13 protein-coding genes and 5 pseudogenes are annotated in these 21,491 nt (G+C 59.8%); 6 read left to right on the top strand and 12 right to left on the bottom strand.

Annotated features, from left to right (window positions below; all coding sequences use genetic code 11):
- Positions 1-7: 7 nt before the first annotated feature.
- Entirely contained in the window at positions 8-919 is a 912-nt protein-coding gene (locus ACFQT0_RS19065; RefSeq protein WP_380204732.1) for an arginase family protein, read from the bottom strand.
- Positions 920-1,331: 412 nt separating this feature from the next.
- On the opposite strand from ACFQT0_RS19065, the gene ACFQT0_RS19070 reads away from it, so the two are divergent.
- The 6 genes and pseudogenes from ACFQT0_RS19070 (at position 1,332) to ACFQT0_RS19090 (ending at position 5,749) form a co-directional block, all read left to right on the top strand.
- Positions 1,332-1,850 carry a hypothetical protein gene (locus tag ACFQT0_RS19070; protein ID WP_380204733.1) on the top strand — a complete coding sequence of 173 codons (519 nt, stop codon included), beginning with the start codon at positions 1,332-1,334 and terminating at the stop codon, positions 1,848-1,850.
- 139 nt (positions 1,851-1,989) lie between these two features.
- Positions 1,990-2,724 (top strand): YebC/PmpR family DNA-binding transcriptional regulator, encoded by a 735-nt coding sequence (locus tag ACFQT0_RS19075; protein WP_380204734.1) that lies wholly within the window; start codon positions 1,990-1,992, stop codon positions 2,722-2,724.
- 182 nt (positions 2,725-2,906) lie between these two features.
- Complete coding sequence (locus ACFQT0_RS19080; RefSeq protein WP_380204735.1) at positions 2,907-3,956, top strand: acyltransferase family protein; 1,050 nt, start codon at positions 2,907-2,909, stop codon at positions 3,954-3,956.
- Between the two features lie 497 nt (positions 3,957-4,453).
- A pseudogene (locus tag ACFQT0_RS31710) lies at positions 4,454-4,522 on the top strand (hypothetical protein); the annotation flags it as partial.
- 200 nt (positions 4,523-4,722) lie between these two features.
- Positions 4,723-5,175, top strand: coding sequence for an IS1 family transposase (locus ACFQT0_RS19085; RefSeq protein WP_380204736.1), 453 nt, complete (start codon positions 4,723-4,725; stop codon positions 5,173-5,175).
- 121 nt (positions 5,176-5,296) lie between these two features.
- On the top strand, positions 5,297-5,749 hold the full coding sequence (locus ACFQT0_RS19090; RefSeq protein WP_380204737.1) for a hypothetical protein: 453 nt from the start codon (positions 5,297-5,299) through the stop codon (positions 5,747-5,749).
- 237 nt (positions 5,750-5,986) lie between these two features.
- On the opposite strand, the pseudogene ftsZ reads toward ACFQT0_RS19090, so the two are convergent.
- From ftsZ to ACFQT0_RS19145, 11 genes and pseudogenes are all read right to left on the bottom strand, one after another.
- A pseudogene (gene ftsZ, locus ACFQT0_RS19095) lies at positions 5,987-7,473 on the bottom strand (cell division protein FtsZ).
- Between the two features lie 103 nt (positions 7,474-7,576).
- Entirely contained in the window at positions 7,577-8,989 is a 1,413-nt protein-coding gene (gene ftsA / locus ACFQT0_RS19100; protein WP_380204738.1) for a cell division protein FtsA, read from the bottom strand.
- 84 nt (positions 8,990-9,073) lie between these two features.
- Positions 9,074-9,805: a cell division protein FtsQ/DivIB gene (locus ACFQT0_RS19105; RefSeq protein ID WP_380204739.1), complete on the bottom strand. Its 732-nt coding sequence runs from the start codon at positions 9,803-9,805 to the stop codon at positions 9,074-9,076.
- A 90-nt stretch (positions 9,806-9,895) separates the two neighbouring features.
- Positions 9,896-11,293, bottom strand: coding sequence for a UDP-N-acetylmuramate--L-alanine ligase (murC, locus tag ACFQT0_RS19110; RefSeq protein WP_380204740.1), 1,398 nt, complete (start codon positions 11,291-11,293; stop codon positions 9,896-9,898).
- 12 nt (positions 11,294-11,305) lie between these two features.
- Positions 11,306-12,440 (bottom strand): annotated as a pseudogene (gene murG, locus ACFQT0_RS19115) (undecaprenyldiphospho-muramoylpentapeptide beta-N-acetylglucosaminyltransferase).
- 132 nt (positions 12,441-12,572) lie between these two features.
- The gene (locus ACFQT0_RS19120; protein ID WP_380204741.1) at positions 12,573-13,754 is read right to left on the bottom strand and encodes an FtsW/RodA/SpoVE family cell cycle protein; all 1,182 of its coding nucleotides are present in this window, start codon (positions 13,752-13,754) and stop codon (positions 12,573-12,575) included.
- A 65-nt stretch (positions 13,755-13,819) separates the two neighbouring features.
- Positions 13,820-15,205: a UDP-N-acetylmuramoyl-L-alanine--D-glutamate ligase gene (gene murD, locus ACFQT0_RS19125; protein WP_380204742.1), complete on the bottom strand. Its 1,386-nt coding sequence runs from the start codon at positions 15,203-15,205 to the stop codon at positions 13,820-13,822.
- A 91-nt stretch (positions 15,206-15,296) separates the two neighbouring features.
- A pseudogene (gene mraY, locus ACFQT0_RS19130) lies at positions 15,297-16,517 on the bottom strand (phospho-N-acetylmuramoyl-pentapeptide-transferase).
- A gap of 24 nt (positions 16,518-16,541) precedes the next feature.
- Positions 16,542-18,013 (bottom strand): annotated as a pseudogene (locus ACFQT0_RS19135) (UDP-N-acetylmuramoyl-L-alanyl-D-glutamate--2,6-diaminopimelate ligase).
- A gap of 60 nt (positions 18,014-18,073) precedes the next feature.
- Positions 18,074-20,512: a penicillin-binding protein gene (locus ACFQT0_RS19140; RefSeq protein ID WP_380204743.1), complete on the bottom strand. Its 2,439-nt coding sequence runs from the start codon at positions 20,510-20,512 to the stop codon at positions 18,074-18,076.
- Positions 20,509-21,414, bottom strand: coding sequence for an FtsL-like putative cell division protein (locus ACFQT0_RS19145; protein WP_380204744.1), 906 nt, complete (start codon positions 21,412-21,414; stop codon positions 20,509-20,511). Before ACFQT0_RS19145 ends, ACFQT0_RS19140 begins: the two co-directional genes overlap by 4 nt.
- Positions 21,415-21,491 lie beyond the last annotated feature (77 nt).

A 21,491-nucleotide genomic window follows, 5' to 3' on the forward strand; every position in this document is an offset into this window, starting at 1 on the left:
GGCCCGCCTACTTCTGTTTGGAAGCCGCGATGCCCGTTAAAAAAGCGGTGATGATGGTGGCGGCTAGGCGGGCGGTCTGGTTGTCGCGGTCGTAGTTGGGGTTCAGCTCAACTACTTCAAAGAGGCGCACCTCTTCCTTGCTGCCGGCCATAAAAGCCGCTTCAGTGGCCTGACGGGGCGTAAACCCATCGGCGCTGGGGGCCGATACGGCCGGGGCAAACGCCTCGGCACAGCCGTCCAGGTCGAAGCTCACGAAGGTTGGGCCGACTTTGATGGCGCAATTGAGGGCGCGGCTCATGTAAAGCTCCATGCCGTCGCGCTGCACATGGCCCAGCGGCACGATGTACGCATCCTGCTGGTTGAGGAAATCGATGTCTTCTTTGGTGTTCAGGTTGGAATGCAGGCCGATTTCGGTGAACTGTGGGCCCGCCACAAACTTTTCGCGCAGCAGCTTGCCAAAGGGCGTGCCGCTGCTGATTTCGGTTTTGTCTTTCACATCGGCGTGGGCATCGAGGTTGATGCCGCCCACGGCCTTGCCATCGCTGGCGTCGAACAGCCCCCGCACCGTGGAATAGGAGCCATCGTGCGAGCCGCCCAGCACCACTACGCGCGGGTACTGCCGCAGCAGCCGGCCCAGCTGTTCCCGGATGTGGTCGTGGTTGCGCACGTGGTCGGGCTGGCTCAGGTCCAGGTTGCCCGCATCGGCAATGCGCAGGTGCTCCAGGCTCACGCCGTGCTCTAGGTTGTAGGTTTTGTGGTAGCGCCACAGCTCCCGGCGAATGGCGTTGGGCGCCCCGATTGCGCCGCCCCGGCCACCTTCCAGTACGGTGCCGTAGTCCAGGGGCAGGCCCACAAGGCAAACGTCGGCGGCGGGCTGCTCGGCGGCGGGGCGGATGAGGTCGCGTAGAAAAGCAGGCATGGCAGGAAGGGTTTAGTGAGCACTCAAAAGAACAAGACGGCGGCGGATATTGTGCAGGGCTGCGGCACAAGTTCACAACCTGTTTTTAGGTAAGAGCCTATCCCAATAGGTCGTCATGCTTTATCTGACGGCCGCTGGTCGAAACGAAGGTCGGCGGACGCCTGACAAAGCATGACGTTTCATTTTATTGCCTGTGCGGATACGCTCTATGTTCCCAACGCAATACGGTGCAAAGTGTCCAATGGCTTCCTTTGTCGCTGGAACAGCTAGCGCGCTGGAGCTTGTCCGGCGAACCGTGCCCAATGCAGGACCGGGCACTGTCTTTGTTATGCCCCTGAATCAGCCTTCACACGCACAAGCCGGCCGTATCTTCGCCGCCTGTGGCATTTGCCCGTTTTAGCTCAGAAATCCCGTGGCCGTTTCTACCTCCAAGCGCACCTTAATTGTCTTCACCGGTTTGCTGATAGCACCGTTGCTCCCGCAAGTGGCGCGGGCTCAGGCCGCCCCGCCGCTGCCCTCCTTCTACAATACCTATCACTACACGGCCTACACCGTGTACGACAACACCAGCACCGCCCCGCCCACGGCGGTGCGCGGCGTGGGCGGCTCCCTCATCCTGCGGGCCGATGGCACGTACGAAAAGCGCCTGAGCATAGTGGCGCCCAGCGGCCCGCACTACTTCAACCAGACCGGCCGTTTTGTCCTGGCCGGCGACAGCATCCGGTTTGCCTTCACCGACCTGAAGGGCTCGGACGTGCAGCGCGGCACGTTCCGGTTCAACCCCGCCAGCAAGCACCTCACCCTGACCATTATCGGCTACCCGGCCGGCAACAAAGGCGTGTATGAGCTGGATGCAGCCGAAACGAAAGCGGCTCCCGCGGCTCCCAAGGCTTCTGGCCGGGTGAAATCGGTGAAAAAGCAGCGCTCCTAGCGCGGCGCTTGCGCGGCATTTGGCTGCCCCCGCCCCTTCTGGCTAACTTGCGGCCCGTTTCGTGGAAATCGTTTTCGCGGAGCCGGCGCAGCACAAGCCTGTGCCTTTACTCATTCACTCAATTACTCAGTCACAGTACATGGGACGCGCATTCGAATTTCGCAAAGGCCGCAAAATGAAGCGGTGGGATAAAATGTCGAAAGACTTTACCCGCATCGGGAAGGAAATTGTGATGGCTGTGAAAGAAAACGGCCCCAACCCCGATACCAACGCCCGCCTGCGCGCCGCCATGCAAAACGCCAAAGGCGTGAACATGCCCAAAGACCGGGTGGAAGCCGCCATCAAGCGCGCCAGCAGCAAGGAGGAAAAAGACTACCAGGAAGTGGTATACGAAGGCTACCTGCCCCACGGCATTGCCGTGGTCATCGAAACCGCTACCGACAACCCCACCCGCACCGTCAGCAACGTACGCCTCATCTTCAACCGCAACGAGGGCACGCTGGGCACCGCCGGCTCCTCCGATTACACCTTCACCCGCAAGGGCGTCTTCAAGCTGGCCGCCGAAGGTCTCGACCGCGACGAGCTTGAGCTGGAACTCATTGATTTTGGCGCTGAAGACGTGTACGAAACGGCCGAAGAAGACGAGCACGGCGCCGAGCACAAGTACATCGTGGTAGAAACGGCCTTCACCGACTTCGGCCAGATGCAGAAAGCCCTCGAAGCCCAAGGCCGCCACGTGCTGAGCGTAAACCTGCAGCGCGTGCCCAACACCACCGTCGCGCTCAGCGACGAGCAGCTGGAAGAGGTAATGACCATCATCGAAAAGTTCGAAGACGACGAAGACGTGCAGGCCGTGTACCACACCGTGGGCTAACGCCAAGTTGCACTGCTATACTTTACTAAGAACGTCATGCTGAGCTTGCCGAAGCATCTCGACCGCAATACTAAATTGAATTAGTTGCGCGGTCAAGATGCTTCGGCAAGCTCAGCATGACGTTCTTTTTGTAGCCCTGTAGACTTCCACTTGTAACTAACGTCCCCCCACTTCCGCCGCCTATGCCCGTCGCCGAACCTTCTGCTTCTATAGCTGCGGGCACTACGCCGGGCCGTCAGCCCGCCAGCGGCTACCTGCCGGCCCTCACGGGGCTGCGGGCCATTGCGGCGTGGTTGGTCTTTTTCAACCATTACCCGCTCGGGCCCAGGCCTGCCGCGGGCCTGGGGCGCGCCCTGCATTATTTCGTCGACGAGTCGCACGGGCTGCCGCTGCTGCTGCTGCTCAGCGGCTTTCTCATTGCCCTGCGCTACGACACCGGCACGGGCAGCTTCCGGCCCCGCGGCGGCTGGCGGCGCTACCTGCAGAGCCGACTGGCGCGCATCTATCCCCTGTACGCGCTGCTGACGCTGGCCACGTTTGCGCTGCTCTGGCGCTGGCACTCGCCGCAAGTCACACTGGCCCAACTGCTGCTTAATCTGTCGCTGCTGCGCGGCTTTTTCGACGAATACAAGTTCAGCGGCATTGGGCAGGCCTGGTCGCTCACGCTGCTCGAATGCTTTTACCTGGCCGCGCCGCTGCTGCTGGGCCTGCGGGCCCGCGGGCTGGCGCTATGGCTGCAGCCGCTGCTGTTGCTGGCGCTGGGTGCGGCGCTGGTGGCCCTGCTCGCCCCGCTGCAATGGCACGGGCTGTTCGGGTCGTACCCCTTTATGCTCAGCTACACCTTCCTGGGCCATAGCATGGAGTTCTTCATCGGTGTGTGGCTGGCAGGCCGCTACCAATCGGGCCGGTTGGGCTGGCCGGCTGGCTATTGGCGCACGGCCGGGGGCATCGTGCTCTGGATAGCCGTAACAGCTGCCATTAGCTTCGCGCAAGCCGAATACCATAATGCAGAGCATCCGCTCACCCTCGTCCTCAATCTGCTGGGCCTCCCCGCTGCCGGGGCTTGCTCTTTGCAGGCTTACTCAGCGAGCATTCCTGGTTTCGGCAGCTGCTCAGCGGCAGCTTGTTTCAGAAGTTGGGCCGTAGCTCTTATGCGTTTTACTTACTGCACGCCGGGCCGTTATCGTTTTGGATATATGAGCGGCTGCCGGGCTTTTGGCTGCTGCAATTAGTGGCGGTGCAGGTGGTGTCTTATGTGGTGTATCGATTGGTAGAGGAACCGGCTGGAAGGTGGCTGCGGCCAGCTAGAAGCACCACACCGAAAGCTGTGCACAAGCCTGCCGAATAGCGCAATTCTGCCCTGATTGGGGTGCTTGCCACAATTCATACTGCGTATTAGAATAGATTGCCGCTACTGATGTACTTTGGCAGCAGCGGCACCCCAAGCGTTATATGCAACCCTAAAAGACGAAACAGTTGAAGTTGAAATCTGAAATATTAAAGGATGGAAACGGTAAGATAATTTCGATTGAGGAATTCGTGTATAATAACATTGGCCAAGTTATAAGGCAAGACTATAAGGACAATAATGGTAGTCGAAGTTTCTACAAGACATCTGAGTACGATGAAAATGGAAACTGCATCAGGACCTACGTGTTTTCGGACGACAATGAAATTCAAGTAATTTTTGGGTGGTGGTCTAACTGGGTGTGATTAACGTAATGGGGTTATGATACTCACGAGCCAATTATGCGGGCGGTGCGCCAGCGACCAAGTGCGCAAGAACGGCAGCAGCGGAGGCCGCGCCAAGTACCAGTGCAAAGCGTGCGCCTACCAGGGATACCTGCACCCGGCTGGTCCTGCGCGGGCGGCCCGCTACGCGCAGGTGGAAAAGCTGCTGGTGGAGCGCAACTCGCAGCGCAGCATCGTGCGGGCCACGGGTGTCTCGCGCATGACGGTGGCCAAGCTAGCAAAAAAGCCCGGCAGCCCGGGCCGCCCTTGCTGCGTCTGCGCCCGAAAAAGGAGCAACGAAAGTGCTGGGAGGCACTTGAGCTCGATGAGATGTGGACGTTTGTGGGCCGCAAAAAGCGCAAGGCGTGGCTCTGGCTGGCCGTCGAGCGCGCCAGCCGGCGCGTCGTGGCCTGGGTACTGGGCCGCCGGGACGCGGCCACGGCCCGGCGCTTGTGGCAAGCGCTGCCGGGCCGCTACCGCCGGCGTTGCTGGTACTTCACCGACCTGTTCCCCGCCTACGCGGACGTGCTGCCGCGCTGGCAGCACCGCCGCTGCCCCAAGGGCGACGGCGGCACGAGCATCGTCGAAGCCGTCAATTGCTCCTTGCGCCAGCGCTGCGGCGTGCTCGTGCGCAAGTCTTGCTCCTTCAGCAAAAAGCTAGAAATGCACACGGCCCGAATCAAAATTGTCATTGACAATTATAACCTCACACTAATTTAGACCACCGCCAATTTTTGAATACACATACGACAACAATAACAACCAAATAAAAACAATTGAAAAAACTGCTGAAGGCAAGATTTGGGATTGGACAGAAATTTCAATTGACCCTGAAAGCAATTTGAAAATTTGGCTTGATAAGGATGAAAACGGGGATATTATTCATAAAACGTTAGAGAATTTGCTTGACCATTCCGAAAAAAGATATAATAGCGATGACAAACTTTATGAAATTCATTTAAAAAAGTTTGACCAAGAAAACCGGCTAATAGAAAAACTAATAACTGACGAAAATGGAAATGAGAAAGAAAACCATCTATATGAATATCATGAACAAAAAAGGATTTGGAAATTCATTCTAAATGGTTCATTCGTTAAGACAGAAAAAACTGTTTATGACAGTAACAAAAATCCTACTTTTTATATTAGAAAAGACAGCAACGGGAAATGCTTAGAGTGGTATGGTTTTGAATATGACACATTAGGTAATAAGACAAAATATTTTTGGGGACACGAAGAAGGTAAACAAAACGGTTTTAAAACATTTGAACAAACCTATTACAACAACGACTGAAAGAAGGGCAGCACATAACATGCGTTTCGCAAAATGCAGGTTTAGTGCTTAAATGAAGTTTTGCGCTTCGTTTCCAATTCAATGCTGGCAGGCAGCTTAGCGTTTATAAATCAGCTCCTTCGCCAAACGCCAAAACATTGCCAACCAAAAAGCGCCGCTGCTGAATTAATCAGCAGCGGCGCTTTTTGGTTTAATAATTAGGTTGAAACCTAGTCCACATTGTCATGCAGAAACCGGTTATCTCCGAGCAGGCTCATTATCATCCGACAAATTAAACCGTGAGATATTCTGAGTGAGCCTGGGCTCAACATTTTCCAGCTTCACCTGGCGGCGCAGGTAGGCGGGCGTGTCGTACTGGCTCACGGCTTCGGGTGGCAGGCCATTGCTCAATTCCTGCAAGCGGCGGCGACGCTCCAGCGCCTGAGCATCCATGGCTGGGCGGGACCGGCCTTCGGGCGCAGGCTGAGGCGCCGGTGCGGCCGAGGCACTCGACGTGAGCACGGGCTCCGTAGGGGCACTGGCAGGAATGCCTGCCAATGGCGGCGCATTGTGCGCCGAAGGACCGTCCAGATTAAACGTTACGCGGGCCGGCTCGGGAGCGGAGCTACCAAAGCTGGGCACGAACGGTGCCGTTGGGCTGCTGGCTACCGGGGCAGCCTGGGCTACGGGCGCAGGAGCCGTTTCTACCGGTGCGGCGGCTACGGGAGCGGCCGGAGCTGCGTCGGCGCTACCAGAGCCCGGGGTGTTGATGGAATGCGCATCACGGGCAAAACCCGTGGCAATTACCGTCACGCGGATGCTTTGGCCCAGCGACTCGTCGATGCCGTGGCCGAAAATCATTTCCGCGTCCTGGCCCGCTTTTTCCTGGATGTACTCGGTGATTTCGGTCAGCTCGTCCATTTCCAGGCTCGTGCTCAGCCCCCGACATGATGGATAGCAGAATGCGCTGGGCCCCGTGAATGTCGGTGTTGTTGAGCAGCGGCGAGTTCAGGGCTTCCTCGGCGGCGCGGCGGGCGCGGTTTTCGCCATCGGTCACGCTGCTGCCCATTACGGCGGCACCGCTGTCCTTCATCACCGTTTTCACGTCTTCAAAGTCCACGTTCACATCAGCCGTTACGGTGATGATTTCGGCGATGGACTTGGCAGCCGTGGTCAGCACGGTGTCGGCCTTGGCAAAGGCGGCGCCCATCGTGAGGTTGCCGTAAATCTGCGGCAGCTTGTCGTTGAGAATCACCAGCACCGTGTCGCAGTGCTCGCTCAGGGCCTTAATGCCTTCTTCGGCCTGCAGGCGTTTCTTCTTACCCTCAAACATGAACGGCGCCGTCACGATGCCCACCGTGAGGATGCCCAGCTCCTGCGCTACCTGCGCAATTACCGGGGCCGCCCCGTGCCGGTACCACCGCCCATTCCCGCCGTGATGAACAGCATTTTGGTGCCCTGGTTGAGCAAGTCACGAATCTGCTCCTTGCTTTCCACAGCCGCCTGGCGGCCGCGCTCCGGCTTGGCGCCCGCGCCGAGGCCTTCGGTCAGGTCCACTCCTATCTGGAGCTTGTTGGGCACCGTGGAGCTTTGCAGGGCCTGGTGGTCGGTGTTGCAAATAATAAACTCCACGTCCTTGATGCCCTGCTTGTGCATGTGCTTCACGGCATTGGAGCCACCACCCCCACGCCAATCACCTTGATGATGGACTTGTTCTGGGCAGGAATGTCGAATTTGTAATTCATAAAGTCGATAGGTTGATTGCTAATAGTTGGTTGCTGATTTTCGCTTGCGAGTAACTTACCCGCCCGCTACCAACCAGCAACCAACAATCAACTTGCGTATTGATTAATAGGATTTATCGTCGTAATCGTCAATCAGCAGCCCTTTGGTGCGGGTGATGATGTCCTTGAAGAAACGGCTGGCAGCGCCGGGCTCCTTGGGTTTGGCGGGCACGGGGGCCGGCGCCGGAGCGGGGGCTGCGGGCACGTAAGCCCGCGTTTCTACTGGCGCAGGCGCTGCAGCAACCGGCGCTACCGCCTGCGGGGCGTAGTAAGCGGGAATCACCTGCTCTTCCTGCTCGTAGGGCGCACGCGAGTTGTTGCGCTCGTCGAGCGAGTGGTAGCCCGAGAGCACCAGGCCCACGGTGGTGGCGTACATCGGCGACTTCACCGCCTCAATGCGGCTCTTGCCGAGGTGCTGGTTGGGGTAGCCGATGCGGGTATCCAGACCAGTGATGTACTCGGTGAGCTGCTCCAGGTTCTGGAGCTGCGAGCCGCCGCCCGTGAGCACGATGCCGGCCGACAGCTTGTCGTGCAGGCCCATGCGGTAGATTTCGGCATACACCAGCTCCATGATTTCCGACATGCGGGCCTCAATGATGTACGCCAGGTTCTTGAGCGACACTTCCTTGGGCGGGCGGTTGGGCAGGCCGGGGATGCTCACGATTTCGTAATCGGAAGCTTCGCCGGCGATGGCCTTGCCGAATTTCACTTTCAGCTGCTCAGCCTGGCCGGGCGCCACGTTGCAGCCGGCTTTGATGTCCTGCGTGATGATGTTGCCACCGAACGGCAGTACTGCCGCATGGCGGATGATGCCGTCTTTGAACACCGCCAGGTCGGTGGTGCCGCCTCCGATATCAATCAGGGCCACGCCCGCCTCCTTCTCCTCTTCGGAGAGGATGGACATGGAGCTGGCCAGCGGTTCCAGAATCAGGTCGGCAATTTCCAGCCCGGCTTTGGTCACGCACTTGTTGATGTTGTTGATGGCGGTGCTCTGCGCCGTGATGATGTGGAAGTTGCCTTCCAGGCGCACGCCTTCGTAGCCCACGGGGTCGGCAATGCCTTCCTCGTAGTCCACCTTATAGTCCTGCGGCATCACGTGGATGATTTGCGAGCCGGGCTGGGTCACAAGGCGGTACATGTCCTGCGTGAGGCGGTTCACGTCGTCCGGCCCGATGGTGTCGTGCGAGTTGCGCGTGATGCTGCCGTTGTGCTGCAGGCTCTTGATGTGCTGGCCGGCGATGCCCACGTTTACCAATCCAATGCTAATTCCGGACTGTTCTTCGGCCTGCCGAATCGCCCGTTTAATGGCGTCGACGGTTTTGTCAATATTGAGCACGATGCCCCGCGAAACGCCCTCCGACACAGCTTTGCCCATGCCCAGGATTTCCAGTTTACCGAATTCATTTTTGCGGCCCACCAGGGCGCAGATTTTTGTGGTGCCAATGTCGAGCCCGACGACGATTTTGTCTTGTTGCATAGGTGCGGTGCTGGCGAGCGTGAAGGAAGCTGGGGTTGGGAATTGAAAGATTTCAAGCCTTACGGCCTATGATTCAGCGAATTACTATTCGCAGATAATTTGATTTTGGTATTCCACGTTTACACGGTGGTAAGTATCCCATCCCAAAACTGACGGAATTTGCCGGTAAAATACCATAAGCTTGGCGAATTTCTCGGAAATATTTTCGGGCTGCCCGAATTCGATGCGCTGGTCGCCCACCTGCTGGGTGAAGGACAGCTTGCCGCTTGGCTCAATAAAGACCTCCGAGACCTGCGCTTTCCAGAATTCGTGCTCGTCGACGTACCGCAAAAACTCGAGGTAGCGCTGACCGGTGCTGTCCCGGAAAAATGCACTTGGCAGGCTGGCCCCGCTGGGCCGCGCCACCGTGGCCACGCGGGCCGTAAACAGCGGCGAAAGCGGCAGGGTGTGGCCTTCCGCGTCCACGTAGGTGTCGAGGCGGGTGTCGGAATGGGTGAGGCGCGCGATGGGGCGGTTCTGGCGCACGTCGGCGTGCAGGTTGCCGGCCAGGTCGCGGTATACCTGGGCCTCGCGCACGAAGGGATGCGCAAGCAGCCGGCTTTCGAGCTGGCGCAGGCGCGGGCCCTCGGGCAGAGTGCCCAGCACGGGCTCGGCGCCGCCTTTGGTGAGCAAGGCTGTGACGCCCCGCTCGCTGATGAAAAAGTTGTCGAATTCGTTGGCGATGTTCACCGACACTTCGCCGACCGGGCGCGTGGCCTGGCGCATCGCGGCGAAGACACCGAGGCCGCCTAGTACCAGTAGGCAGGCCGCGGCCACTAAAAGGTTTCTAACGGTACGTTCCAAAAAGCAACGGGGTAACGGAGTGACTGAAAGAGGAAAAAGGGGCAGACATTTTAATTAATTGAGCTATTTCCAACGCTCCGTCAAAATCAGTTTTAATTGCGGGACCAAGGTGTCAATATCCCCTGCTCCTACTGTGGCTAAAACATCAAATGAGTCGTCGGTTTTCGCGGCTTTCAGTACTTGCTCTTTGGTTTGAATGGCTTTGGTGGGGGCCGTGATGTCCGATAATAGAATTTCCGAAGTAATTCCTGGTATCGGCTTTTCTCGGGCTGGGTAAATATCTAACAAAAATACCTCATCTGCAATACTTAAGCTCTTAGAAAAACCTGAGGCAAAGTCGCGGGTGCGGGTAAACAGGTGGGGCTGAAAAATCACCCGCAGGCGCTTGCCCGGATACAGGGCCCGCACAGAACGCAGAAAAGCCTCTATTTCGCGTGGATGGTGGGCATAATCGTCGAGATAAACGTTTTGCCCGGCCGTCACCACGAACTCAAAACGGCGTTTTACACCCCGATAAGCGGCCACGGCAGCGCGCAATTTTTCTTCGGCCGCACCCTGAATTTGTGCCACTGCCGCCGCGGCCAGCATGTTTTCCACGTTGTGGTAGCCGGGCACGGCCAATTCCAGGTTGTTGATGGTGCCTTGCGGGCCGTGCAAATCGAAATGAAACTGGTGGCCTTCGGCCGTGATATTCGCGGCAAACAGCTCAGGTCCCTGCTCGGCCGAGAGGCCATAGCGGATGACGGTGGTACCGGCCGGTACCGCTTCGGCCACGCTCCGGTCGGCGGTGTGATTGATGAGCAGCGTACCGCCGGGCTTTATCTGCCCCACAAATTGCCGGAACGATTCTATCAGCGCGTTTTGGTCGCCGTAGATGTCGAGGTGGTCGGCGTCGGTGCTGGTCACGATGGCCACGTCGGGAAACAGCGTCAGAAAGCTGCGGTCGTACTCGTCGGCTTCTACCACAATGGGCGCTTCCGGGGTAGTCGGCAGCAGCAGGTTGCTGCCTAAGTTCACGGCGATACCGCCCAGGAAGGCGCCCACGTCGAGGCCGGCGTGGTGCAGCAAGTGGGCCACCATGCTGCTGGTGGTGGTTTTGCCGTGGGTGCCCGCCACCGCAATGGTGTAGCGGCCTTGCGTGAGCACGCCCAGCACCTGGCTGCGCTTGCGAATGTCGTAGCCCTCGGCCCGCAGCCAGGCCCACTCCACGCTCTCGGCCGGAATGGCGGGCGTGAGCACCACCAGCGTCTGCTCCCGGTGCTCGCGCACTTCAGCCGGAATGTTGGCCACGGCGTCTTCGTAATGAACGGCGATGCCCTCGGCCGCCAGCGCCTGCGTGAGCGGCGTTCCGGTTTTGTCGTAGCCGCTCACCCGGTGGCCGTTGGCCTGGAACCAGCGCGCCAGAGCCGACATGCCAATGCCGCCAATACCGAGAAAGAAAACGTAAGGAAACTGCTCCAAATCAACTGCTAATTACACAATGGGCCCCGGCGCATACGAATGCTGGCGGGGAATCAATTTCAACAGCTCGTCCACGATGGTCGTGGTGGCCTGGGGCCGGGCCGCTCGCGCACGCGGGTGCTGAGCTGCTGCTGGCGCTCGGTATCGCCAAGCAGGCGCAGGGCTTCGTCGTAGAGGCGACCCTTGGCGTGCTCGTCGGTGATGAGCACGGCGGCACCTTTGCCCACCAAGGCCAGGGCGTTTTTGGTCTGGTGGTCTTCGGCCACGTTGGGCGAGGGCACCAGGATGCTGGCTTTGCCCGTGAGGCAGAGCTCCGATACCGACAAAGCCCCCGCCCGGCTCACCACTACGTCGGCCGCGGCGTAGGCCAAATCCATGCGTTTGATAAATTCCAGGGCCTGCAAGTGGGCGTCCTGGTAAGGCGCAGCTTGCTTTTGGGCTTCGGGGAAATAGAGCTTGCCGGTTTGCCAGAGCAGTTGCACCCCGGCCTCGCGCAGGCGCGGCAGGGCCGCGGCCGTGGCCAGGTTAAGGGTGCGGGCGCCCAGGCTACCCCCGATAACCAGCAGGGTTTTCTTGGCGGGGTCCAGGCCGAAGAATTCGAGCGCCTCGGCGCGGTTGCCTTCGGCTATTTCGGTGCGCACGGGGTTGCCGGTCACCACAATCTTATCTTTGGGGAAGAACTTCTGCATGCCATCGTAAGCCACGCAAATGCGGCTCACCCGCTTGGCCAGCAGCTTGTTCACCAGGCCGGCGTAAGAGTTCTGCTCCTGAATAAGCGAAGGAATGCCGCGCGAAGTAGCGGCCAGCAGCACCGGGGCCGAGGCATAGCCCCCACTCCTACCACCACATCGGGCCGGAATTCCTCAATGAGCTTGCGGGCCTTGCGCACGGAGCGCAGCACCCGCATCGGAAACATCAGGTTTTGGGGCGTAAGCCGGCGCTGCAGGCCGGTGATGTCGAGGCCCACGATTTTGTAGCCCGCCTCGGGCACGCGCGTCATTTCCATGCGGCCGTTGGCGCCCACGAACAGGATTTCGGTGTCGGGCAGGCGGTGGCGCAGTTCGTTGGCAATGGCCACGGCCGGGAAGATGTGCCCGCCGGTGCCGCCGCCGCTGATGATGACGCGAAGAGGTGAAGTATCTGGCATTTCGCGCGAAGTTTCGCGAGGTGAAATAAGGTGTCGCGAGGTCTAAGGTTGGGCAAATAAGCTGCGTTGGCTACGCTTTACGCCAGTTTATCGCCTCCCTGTTAATTGCTACCCGATAGTTGATAATTGCCACTACGCGTAGGCCGCGCGCTTGCTGGGGATGCGGGCCGTGTCGTCGGGCTCGCCGGTCATGGGGCGCACTTCGCGCTCGCCGCGGCTCACGGCCAGGATGATGCCGATGCTGATGCCCGTGAAGATGAGCGAGGTGCCGCCCATGCTTAGCAGGGGCAGCGGCAGGCCGGTGATGGGGCCCAGCCCCACGGCCACGCCCATGTTCACCAAGGCCTGCAAGACCAAACTAAAACTGAGCCCGGCCGAGAGCAGACCGCCGAACGCGCCGTAGCTGTTCATTACCGTTTTCAGCCCTCGATACAGGAAGGCCAGGTAGAGCAGCAGCACCACGCCCCCGCCCAGCAGGCCATATTCTTCGATGATAATGGCGTAGATAAAGTCGGAATACGGGTGCGGCAGGATGTTGCGCTCGGTGCTTTTGCCGGGGCCCTTGCCGGCAATGCCGCCGGTGGCAATGGCGATGTAGCTGTGCTCCAACTGGAATGGCACCTTCTTATTGGGGTTGCTGAAGTTCTCAATACGGGACATCACGGTTTTGCCGCGCTGGCCGGAAGCCAGGCCCGCGCCGCCCACTACCACCCCGATGGCCAGCATTACGGCCATTTGGCGTAGCGGCACGCGGCCAATGAACATCAACAGCAGGCAGGTGGCAAACAGCAGCAACGCGGTGGAAGCGTTACTCAGGATGATAAGGCCGCATATGATACCCACCCACAGCATTACCGGAAAGAGCGTCGTCCAGAAATCCCCCAGGTGCTGCTGCCGCCGGCTCAACATGCTGGCCAGGTGCGAAATCAACGCCAACTTGGCCAGGTCCGAGGGCTGGAACGTCTGGTTAATCACCGGGATGGTGAGCCAGCGCGAAGCTTCGTTGATGTTCGAGCCCATTAGATACGTGAACAGCAGCAGCGGCACCGATACAAGCAGGGCGTAAAGCGCCAGCCGCGAATAATAGCGGTAGTCGATGCGGTGAGCCGCCCACATAAAGCCCAGCCCAACGAGAATCAGGGCGGTGTGCTTGAAGAGGAAGTGTTCGGTGTTGCCGTCCATCTTCTTGTAGGCCAGCGTGCCGGTAGCCGAGTACACCACGGCGATGCTGATAAAAGAGAACAGCAGCACAATGGCCCACAGAATGGGGTCGCCTTTGAGGTTGCGTTGCAGCCAGTTTCTGGAGGGTTCCATGTGCTACAATTTCTAAATGAGTGTATTATAGAATAAATGAGGTCGGTAAGCCAGCAAGGTATAGTTTACCCCTGCACCGACTCCCCTAAGGCTTGCACCGCGGCTGCGAATTGCCGGCCCCGGTCTTCGTAGTTTTTGAATAAGTCGAAGCTGGCGCAGCAGGGCGAGAGCAGCACCACGTCGCCGGGGGCGGCGAGGGCAGCCGCCCGCTGCACGGCGTCGGCCATGCTCTGGGTTTCTTCCACGTGGGGTACCACGCCGTCGAAGGCCGCGCGGAGCTTGGCGTTGTCGATACCCAGGCAGATGAGGGCTTTTACCCGATTCTGAGCCAGGCCGAGCAGGCTGCTGTAGTCGTTGCCTTTGTCGGTGCCGCCGGCAATCCAGATGATGGGCTGCTTGATGCCGTCGAGGGCATACCAGGCAGCTTCCACATTGGTGGCCTTGCTGTCGTTGATGAAGCGCGCGCCGTTGATGTCGCCCACGGGCTGCAGGCGGTGGTCGGCGTTTTGGAACGTGGCCAGGGCCGCTTCAATCTGCTCGGTGCTCAGGCCGGCCACGCGGGCCACCAGAACGGCGGCTAGGGTGTTCTGGCGGTTGTGCTGGCCGATGAGCGGCGAATTGGCGGTGCTGACCGGCTGGTCTTCGCGCTTGTCGATGCCGGCGGTGAGGTTGGTACAAAGCTGGTCTTCGCTGGTGTAGTAGCCGGCCAGGTGCACCTCGGGCTGGTTGTGCAGGCTGAATGGCAGCAGGTGCGTTTGCAGAAACGCCGACTGGAAGTAGCGGCCCGTCACCTCATCATCTATATTATAGATGAAGCTGCCTTCGCTGTCCAGGTTGCGGGCAATGCGCAGCTTGGACTGGGCATAGCTCTCAAGCGAATAGCCGTAGCGGTCCAGGTGGTCGGGCGTGATGTTGAGCAACACCGCAACCCAGGGCTGAAATGTGTGGGTATCGTCGAGCTGAAAGCTGCTCAGCTCCACCACGTAGTAGTCGTGCGCATCGGCAATGACCTGCTCGGCCAGGCTGTAGCCCACGTTGCCGGCCAGCCCTACGTTCAGGCCGGCACTCTTGAGCAAGTGGTAGGTGAGCAGCGTGGTGGTGGTTTTGCCGTTGGTGCCCGTGATGCAGATACACTTGGCCTTGGTATAGCGGCCGGCAAACTCAATCTCCGAGATGATGGGGATTTTCTTCTCCCGCAGCGCCTGAATGACGGGCGCTTTTTCGGGAATGCCGGGGCTTTTCACGACTTCGTCGGCCTGCAGAATGCGCTCGAGCGTGTGCTGGTTTTCTTCAAAAGGAATACCGGCCTGGGTCAGCTTTTCCTTGTAGTCAGCCTGAATCGCGCCGCGGTCCGAGACAAACACGCCATGGCCTTTGGCCTGCGCCAACAGGGCCGCGCCCACGCCGCTTTCGGCCGCTCCGAGAATTACAATGTTTGTTTTAGCTGTCATGCTGACGAAGGAAGCATCTTATCACGTTACAGTCAATAAGCGGCGCGACCGTGATAAGGTCCTTCGCTCCGCTCAGGATGACAGGCGTTGTTTAGCGTAGTTTCAAGGTAACCAAGGTGATGACGGCCAGCATGATGCCTACAATCCAGAAGCGCGACACGATTTTGGATTCGTGGTAGCCCAACTTCTGGTAATGGTGGTGCAGCGGCGACATGCGCAGCAGGCGCCGGCCCTCCCCGTATTTCTTCCGAGTGTACTTGAAGTAGCTGACCTGCACGATAACCGACAGGTTCTCAATCAGGAACACGCCGCACAAAACCGGAATCAGCAGCTCCTTGCGCACGATGAGGGCCAGCACCGCGATGATGCCGCCCAAGGCCAGCGAGCCCGTGTCGCCCATAAAGACCTGCGCCGGGTAGCTGTTGTACCACAAAAAGCCGATGCACGCCCCCACGAAGGCCGTACAGAAAATAACCAGGCTCGCCGGAGTCCGGGATGAACATCACGTCCAGGTAGTCGGCCAGCAGGGCGTTGCCGCTCACGAAAGCGAAGATGGCCAGCGTCAGGCCGATGATGGCCGAGGTGCCAGCCGCCAGGCCGTCGAGGCCGTCGGTGATGTTGGCGCCATTGCTCACGGCCGTAATCAGGAAGATGACGATGGGGATGTACAGGAAGCCGTAGAGGCCGTTGAAGAACGTGCCGGCCGTGGCAAACAAGTCGCCGTAGTTGAGCTCGTTGTTCTTCATAAACGGCACCGTCGTAATCATGAGGTGCACGTCCTTGAAGGTCTTGGTGGCTTCGATGGCCGAGAACTGGCCGTTGGGCAGCAGGTATTCGCGCACGGTTACCTCGCCGCTGTAAAACAGCACCCAGCCCACCGTGATGCCCAGCCCAACCTGGCCCAGCACCTTAAACCGCCCGCTCAGGCCCTCCTTGTTCTTGCGAAACACCTTGATGTAGTCGTCCAGAAACCCAATCAGCCCGAGCCACACCGTGCTCAAAATCATGAGGATGATGTAGATGTTGCGCAGCCGGCACAGCAGAATGACGGGCACCAGAATGGCCAGGATGATAATGAGGCCTCCCATAGTCGGCGTGCCTTTTTCTCGACCTGGCCCTGCAGGCCGAGGTCGCGAATGCTCTCCCCTACTTGCTTTTTTTGCAGCACCCGGATGAGGCGGTGGCCAAACATGAGGGCGATAAGCAGGGAAATAACCACGGCCAAGCCGGCGCGGAAGGTGGTGTATTGAAACACCCCGATGCCGGGCAGGTGGTAATGCTCGTGGAGGTAGCGGAAGAGGTAAAAAAGCATTCAGTTACGGTTAGCGTCAGGCGATTACTTGCCCAAGGCAGCAAAAACTTCGGTTAAAATCAGTTTGTCGTCGAACGGGGCTTTCACGCCGCGGATTTCCTGGTAGGTTTCGTGGCCCTTGCCCGCCACCAGCACGATGTCGTTGGCCCCAGCCAGCTCAACGGCTTTGCGAATGGCTTCGCGCCGGTCGGCCACGGTGAGGACTTTGGCCGAGTCGGGGGCCGTGACGCCGGCCTGCATCTGGGCCAGGATGTCGTTGGGGTCTTCGAAGCGGGGGTTGTCGGCCGTTAGAATGACTTTGTTGGAAAGGCGCGCAGCCAGGTTGGCCATGATGGGGCGCTTGGCCGCGTCGCGGTTGCCGCCGCAGCCCACTACCGTGATAATCTGCTGGCTGGGCTGGCGGATTTCGTGCAGGGTTTGCAGCACGTTTTCCAGCGCGTCGGGCGTGTGGGCATAGTCCACGATGCCGGTAATACCCTGCTTCTCAGACACCACTGGCTCAAACCGGCCGGGCGCGGTGGTCAGGCCCGAGAGGATGGTGAGCACCTCGGTGGGGTCTTCGCCCAGCAGCACGGCCGCGCCGTACACGGCCAGCAGGTTGTAGGCATTGAACACGCCGATGAGGCGGAACAGGATTTCGCGGCCGTCTATCTCCAGGTGCAGGCCGTGCACTTCGTTGGCAATCAGCTTGGCGCGGAAGTTGGCGGCCCCGCGCAGCGAATAGGTAGTGCGGCGGGCGGCGGTGTTTTGCAGCATCACCGGGCCTCGCTTGTCGTCGGCGTTGGTGAGGGCGAAGGCCGACTTGGGCAGCGCATCGAAAAAGCCTTTCTTGGCCTTCAGGTAGTTATCGAAAGTGCCGTGGTAGTCGAGGTGGTCGTGGGTAAGGTTAGTGAACACGCCCCCGCAAAGCGCAGGCCCGTGATGCGGTGCTGGGCCACGGCGTGGCTGCTCACTTCCATGCAGGCGTGGGTACAGCCGGCTGCCACCATACGCGCCAGCAGCGCATTCAGACGAATGGCGTCGGGCGTGGTGTGGGTGGACGGAATAACTTCCTCGTCAATCTGGTTTTGCACTGTGCTGAGCAAACCGCAGTGGTAGCCCAACTCGCGCAAGAGCTTATGCAGGAGCGTGGCGCAGGTGGTTTTGCCGTTAGTCCCAGTGATGCCGATGAGCTGCAGCTGCCGCGACGGATGGCCGTAAAATGCCGCGGCCATGTGCGCCAGGGCCACGGCGCTGTCAGCTACTACCACGTACGACGTGGCGGGGTTGAGCACGGCCGGCAGCTCTTCGCACACCACGGCCGACAGACCTTGCGCTACGGCGGTTTCGATGTACTTGTGGCCGTCGGTAGCGGTGCCGCGCAGGGCACAGAATGCCACGCCCGGCCCCGCCTCGCGCGAATCGAGGGTAAGCGCCGTAATGGCCACGTCGGTGGGGCCGTGCTGGGAGAGCACAGTCACGTCAGTCAGTAAGGAAAAGAGCGGCAGAGAAATCATCAAAGGAGGATGCGGCAAACAGGCCGGCGTTGAGCTAAAACTACCTGAAATTCACAGGATTTAAGCGCGGCGAACGTTAGTCTTCGCTGGAGCGGCCGGCTTTTTAGTGTTCTTGGGGGTAGAATTAGTAGTCGAAGCCTTGGCTTTGGCCGCGTTTTTACTTGCGGTGGTTTCCGTTGGCTTGGTGGCCTTCGTAGTTGAGCCAGCCGGTTTCGCACGGGCAGCCGACGAGGTTTTGGCGGCGGAGGCACTGGGTTTAGCAACCAGTTTCTTGGCCAGGGGCTCCGGGTCGGCGGGGGTCAAGAGCTTGTTTTCGGCCAGGTCGGTATGTTCCGGTTCGGGCAGGGCCTGGGGGGCGGCCAGGCGCGGGCCCGAGTCCACCAGCGTGAGAGTAATAAGGTCGCCGCGCTTGATGGGCGAGCCCACCGGCAGCGACTGCTCGCGCACCCGGCCCGTACCCACGGCTCGCACGTGCAGGCCCCGGTTTTCCAGTAGATACAGGGCGTCGCGCAGGGTGAGGCCGCTCACCTGCGGCACCCGCCCGGGGCGTACGGGGTTCACCACCAACGCCACCGTGCGGGCATGAAACGCCGTATCGGAAGCGGCGCGTACCCACTCCTCGCCGCCGGTGGCCTGGGTCTTGCCGGCCAGGCCCAGCTTCTGGCAGACCAGGGCCAGTTCATCCTGCATGCCGGCGCGCACCTGCGGCACGCGGCTCTTGTTCAGGCGGGCTTTGGCCAGCAGGGGGCGCTGGCTGAGCAGGTCGCGGGCCATGCACTTATCGGCGACTTCGCGAAATACCGGCGCGGCTACATCGGCGCCGTAGATGCGGCCGTTGCGTGGCGAGTCCACCACCACAATGCAGCTGTACTTGGGCTTGTCGGCCGGGAAGTAGCCGCAGAAGCTGGTCGAATAGGTTTTGGTATACTGGCCGTTTTTGAACTTCCAGGCCGTGCCGGTTTTGCCAGCAATGGTGTAGTCCTTGGGTTTGATGCCGCGGGCCGTGCCCTCCGACACCACCCCTTCCATCATCGCCTTCACCTTAGCCAACGTGGCATCGGAGCAGATTTTGGGGTTCAGGACCTTGGTCTCGTTGCGCTGCAGCACCTGGTCGGCCTGCTTGATTTCCTTCACGATGAGCGGCTGCACCTTCACGCCGCCGTTGGCGATGGCGTTGTAAAGTGCCAGCGTTTGCAGCGGCGCGAGCTTAAGCTCGTAGCCGATGCTCATGGTGGTGAGCGAGGTGCGGCTCCGCCTGCGGTCGGTGGGGTCCTTCACGTAGGGCTTGGCTTCACCCGCCATCTGGAAGCCCAAGGGTTTGTCCAGGCCGAATTTTTTCAGGTAATCGGTGTACTCGGTGGGATTGCCGGCGAAGTACTTGTCCACAAGTTTGGCCACGCCGATGTTGCTCGACTTCTCGAACACCTGCTGCACCGTGATGCGGCCATAGCCGTGCGAGTCCGACTTCACGGCTCCGCCCACGTACATGCGGCCGTTGCCGGTGTCTACGATGTCATCTAGCTCAATATTGGGCCGCGCCTCAAACAAGGCCATCATCGACGCCAGCTTAAACGTGGAGCCTGGCTCGGTACGGCCCTGGTCGGCAAAGGCGTAGTTATAATCCTCCTTGTATGTGTCGTCCGAGGCCTTGCCCAAGTTGGCCACGGCCTTGATTTCGCCGGTAGCCACCTCCATCAAAATCACGCAGCCGTACTGGGCATTGTTATCTACCAAGGACTTATACAAGGCATTCTCGGCCACGTCCTGCAGGTTGATGTCGAGGGTCGTCTTGACGTCATAGCCGGGCTGGGGCTTGATTTCGGTGCCGTCGTACACGGGCTTGATGCCGCCGGGCACCCGCTCAAACAAAGCTTCGCCGGCCTTGCCTGCCAAGCTTTGCTCGAAGGTGTACTCCAGTCCCGCTCCGTGCTTATCCTCATTTACGAAGCCGATGGTGCGCTGCGCCAGCCCGCCAAAGGGCCGGAAGCGCTTGTCCACCTTCTCAAAAATGGCCCCGCCGCGGTTGCGCTTGGCCCGGAAGATGGGCCAGTTGGCCATCAGCTTCTTTTCCTGGAAGTTGATTTGCCGTGAGTTGAGCCGAATGTAGCGCACCGGCGGCCGCTTCGGGTCGCGGGCATTGATGAGCCGGCGGCGGTATTCCTGCACGCTGCGGTCGCCAAAGAAGTGCGACAGATGCCAGGCCAGCGAGTCTACGCCAGCCCGAAACACGGCATCTTCGACCACGCCCGGGTCCCACGCCACCCGGTAGAAGGGCAGCGAAGTAGCCATAATGCTCTCGTTATCAGAGTAGATATTGCCACGGGTAGCGGGTACCGGCTGGTAGCTGATGCGCCGCTCCTGCTCCAGGGCCCGCCAGCGGCTGCCTTCCTGGATTTGAATCTTGGTGGCTTTCCAAAAGATGGCACACGAGAAAACGGCGACCCCCAGAAAGGCCAGCCGCACCCGCGTGACTATGGACTTCTTAACACTGCCTTTCATCGTGTCTTAGTTCTAACGGCTTGCTTGCCTGCTGCTTTCGCCTTGGGCTGCCTTGTGCTTTTTTGTGCCTTATTCCTGCTGTTGGGCTTACTTGCCGCGGGCCTGGCTTTTGCAGTTTGAGCAACTCTGGGATTGGTGGAAGCAGACCGCCGGTTAGGTACCGGGCGGGCGGCAGGAGCTTCTATATCAGCCGTATCGCCGTCCAATGGATGTGGCGGGGCAATGATTTCCGGCCCCACTTCATCGCTGTTTCCATCGGCTTCCACGCGGTTGCGGCGGGCCGCCTGCTCTTTCTCGAAGGCTGCAGCCGAGTCGCGGGCGGCCCGGGCGGCCAGGGTATCGGCCGTTAGCACGGGCATCAGCTCCAGCTCGGCCGCGTCGAGGTGGCCGGCGGGCACCGAGATGCGGAAGGGCGGCGAGGAGCTTTCCACCAGCCCGAAGGCGGCCACCTTGCGGGCTACTTCACTCTGTTTGCTGGCTTCCATGTAGTCAGATTTCAGCGTGGTGTAGTCGGCCCGCAGGTCCTCGGTTTCCTGCTTGAGGCGGTGAATGCTGCGGTTCATGCGGTTGCCGTAGTGCGTGTTGCCGATGTAAAGCAGCGTGAGCAGCATCACAAACAGCAGGTGCGGCAGGTAGCGCACCGGCAGGCCTTCCCGGAACAGCCCGTCCACGCTCGTCACCCGGTCGAGCAGCGAAAACAGGCTCCACGAACTCTTAGGGCGCGGTTCGGGGCGAGTTTCAGGCCGCGGTTTCCGGGGACGCATTTCCGGGGCTGGTGCAGGCGCGGGAGCTTCTTCAACCTCCTCCGCTACGGGCATCACCTCAGGAGCCGGCGCGGGAATTTCGCGGGGCACATTGGCCCGGCGCGGGCTGTCGGTGGGTCTAATCGTATTGGTGGCCACAGGCTGGAATCTCAGAAAAGCTGTTTACACGTATTGAAATAAGCGGTTTGCAAAGAACAAGCTGCTGAAGGACATGA

The sequence above is a fragment of the Hymenobacter humi genome (genome assembly GCF_042665855.1).
In the GTDB taxonomy this organism is placed as follows: domain Bacteria; phylum Bacteroidota; class Bacteroidia; order Cytophagales; family Hymenobacteraceae; genus Hymenobacter; species Hymenobacter humi.

Coding starts and splice junctions, on each gene's coding strand:
- ACFQT0_RS19065 (WP_380204732.1), bottom strand. CDS start 919: ATGCCTGCTTTTCTACGCGACCTCATCCGCCCCGCCGCCGAGCAGCCC.
- ACFQT0_RS19075 (WP_380204734.1), top strand. CDS start 1,990: ATGGGACGCGCATTCGAATTTCGCAAAGGCCGCAAAATGAAGCGGTGG.
- ACFQT0_RS19080 (WP_380204735.1), top strand. CDS start 2,907: ATGCCCGTCGCCGAACCTTCTGCTTCTATAGCTGCGGGCACTACGCCG.
- ftsA (WP_380204738.1), bottom strand. CDS start 8,989: ATGCAACAAGACAAAATCGTCGTCGGGCTCGACATTGGCACCACAAAA.
- ACFQT0_RS19120 (WP_380204741.1), bottom strand. CDS start 13,754: ATGGAACCCTCCAGAAACTGGCTGCAACGCAACCTCAAAGGCGACCCC.
- murD (WP_380204742.1), bottom strand. CDS start 15,205: ATGACAGCTAAAACAAACATTGTAATTCTCGGAGCGGCCGAAAGCGGC.
- ACFQT0_RS19140 (WP_380204743.1), bottom strand. CDS start 20,512: ATGAAAGGCAGTGTTAAGAAGTCCATAGTCACGCGGGTGCGGCTGGCC.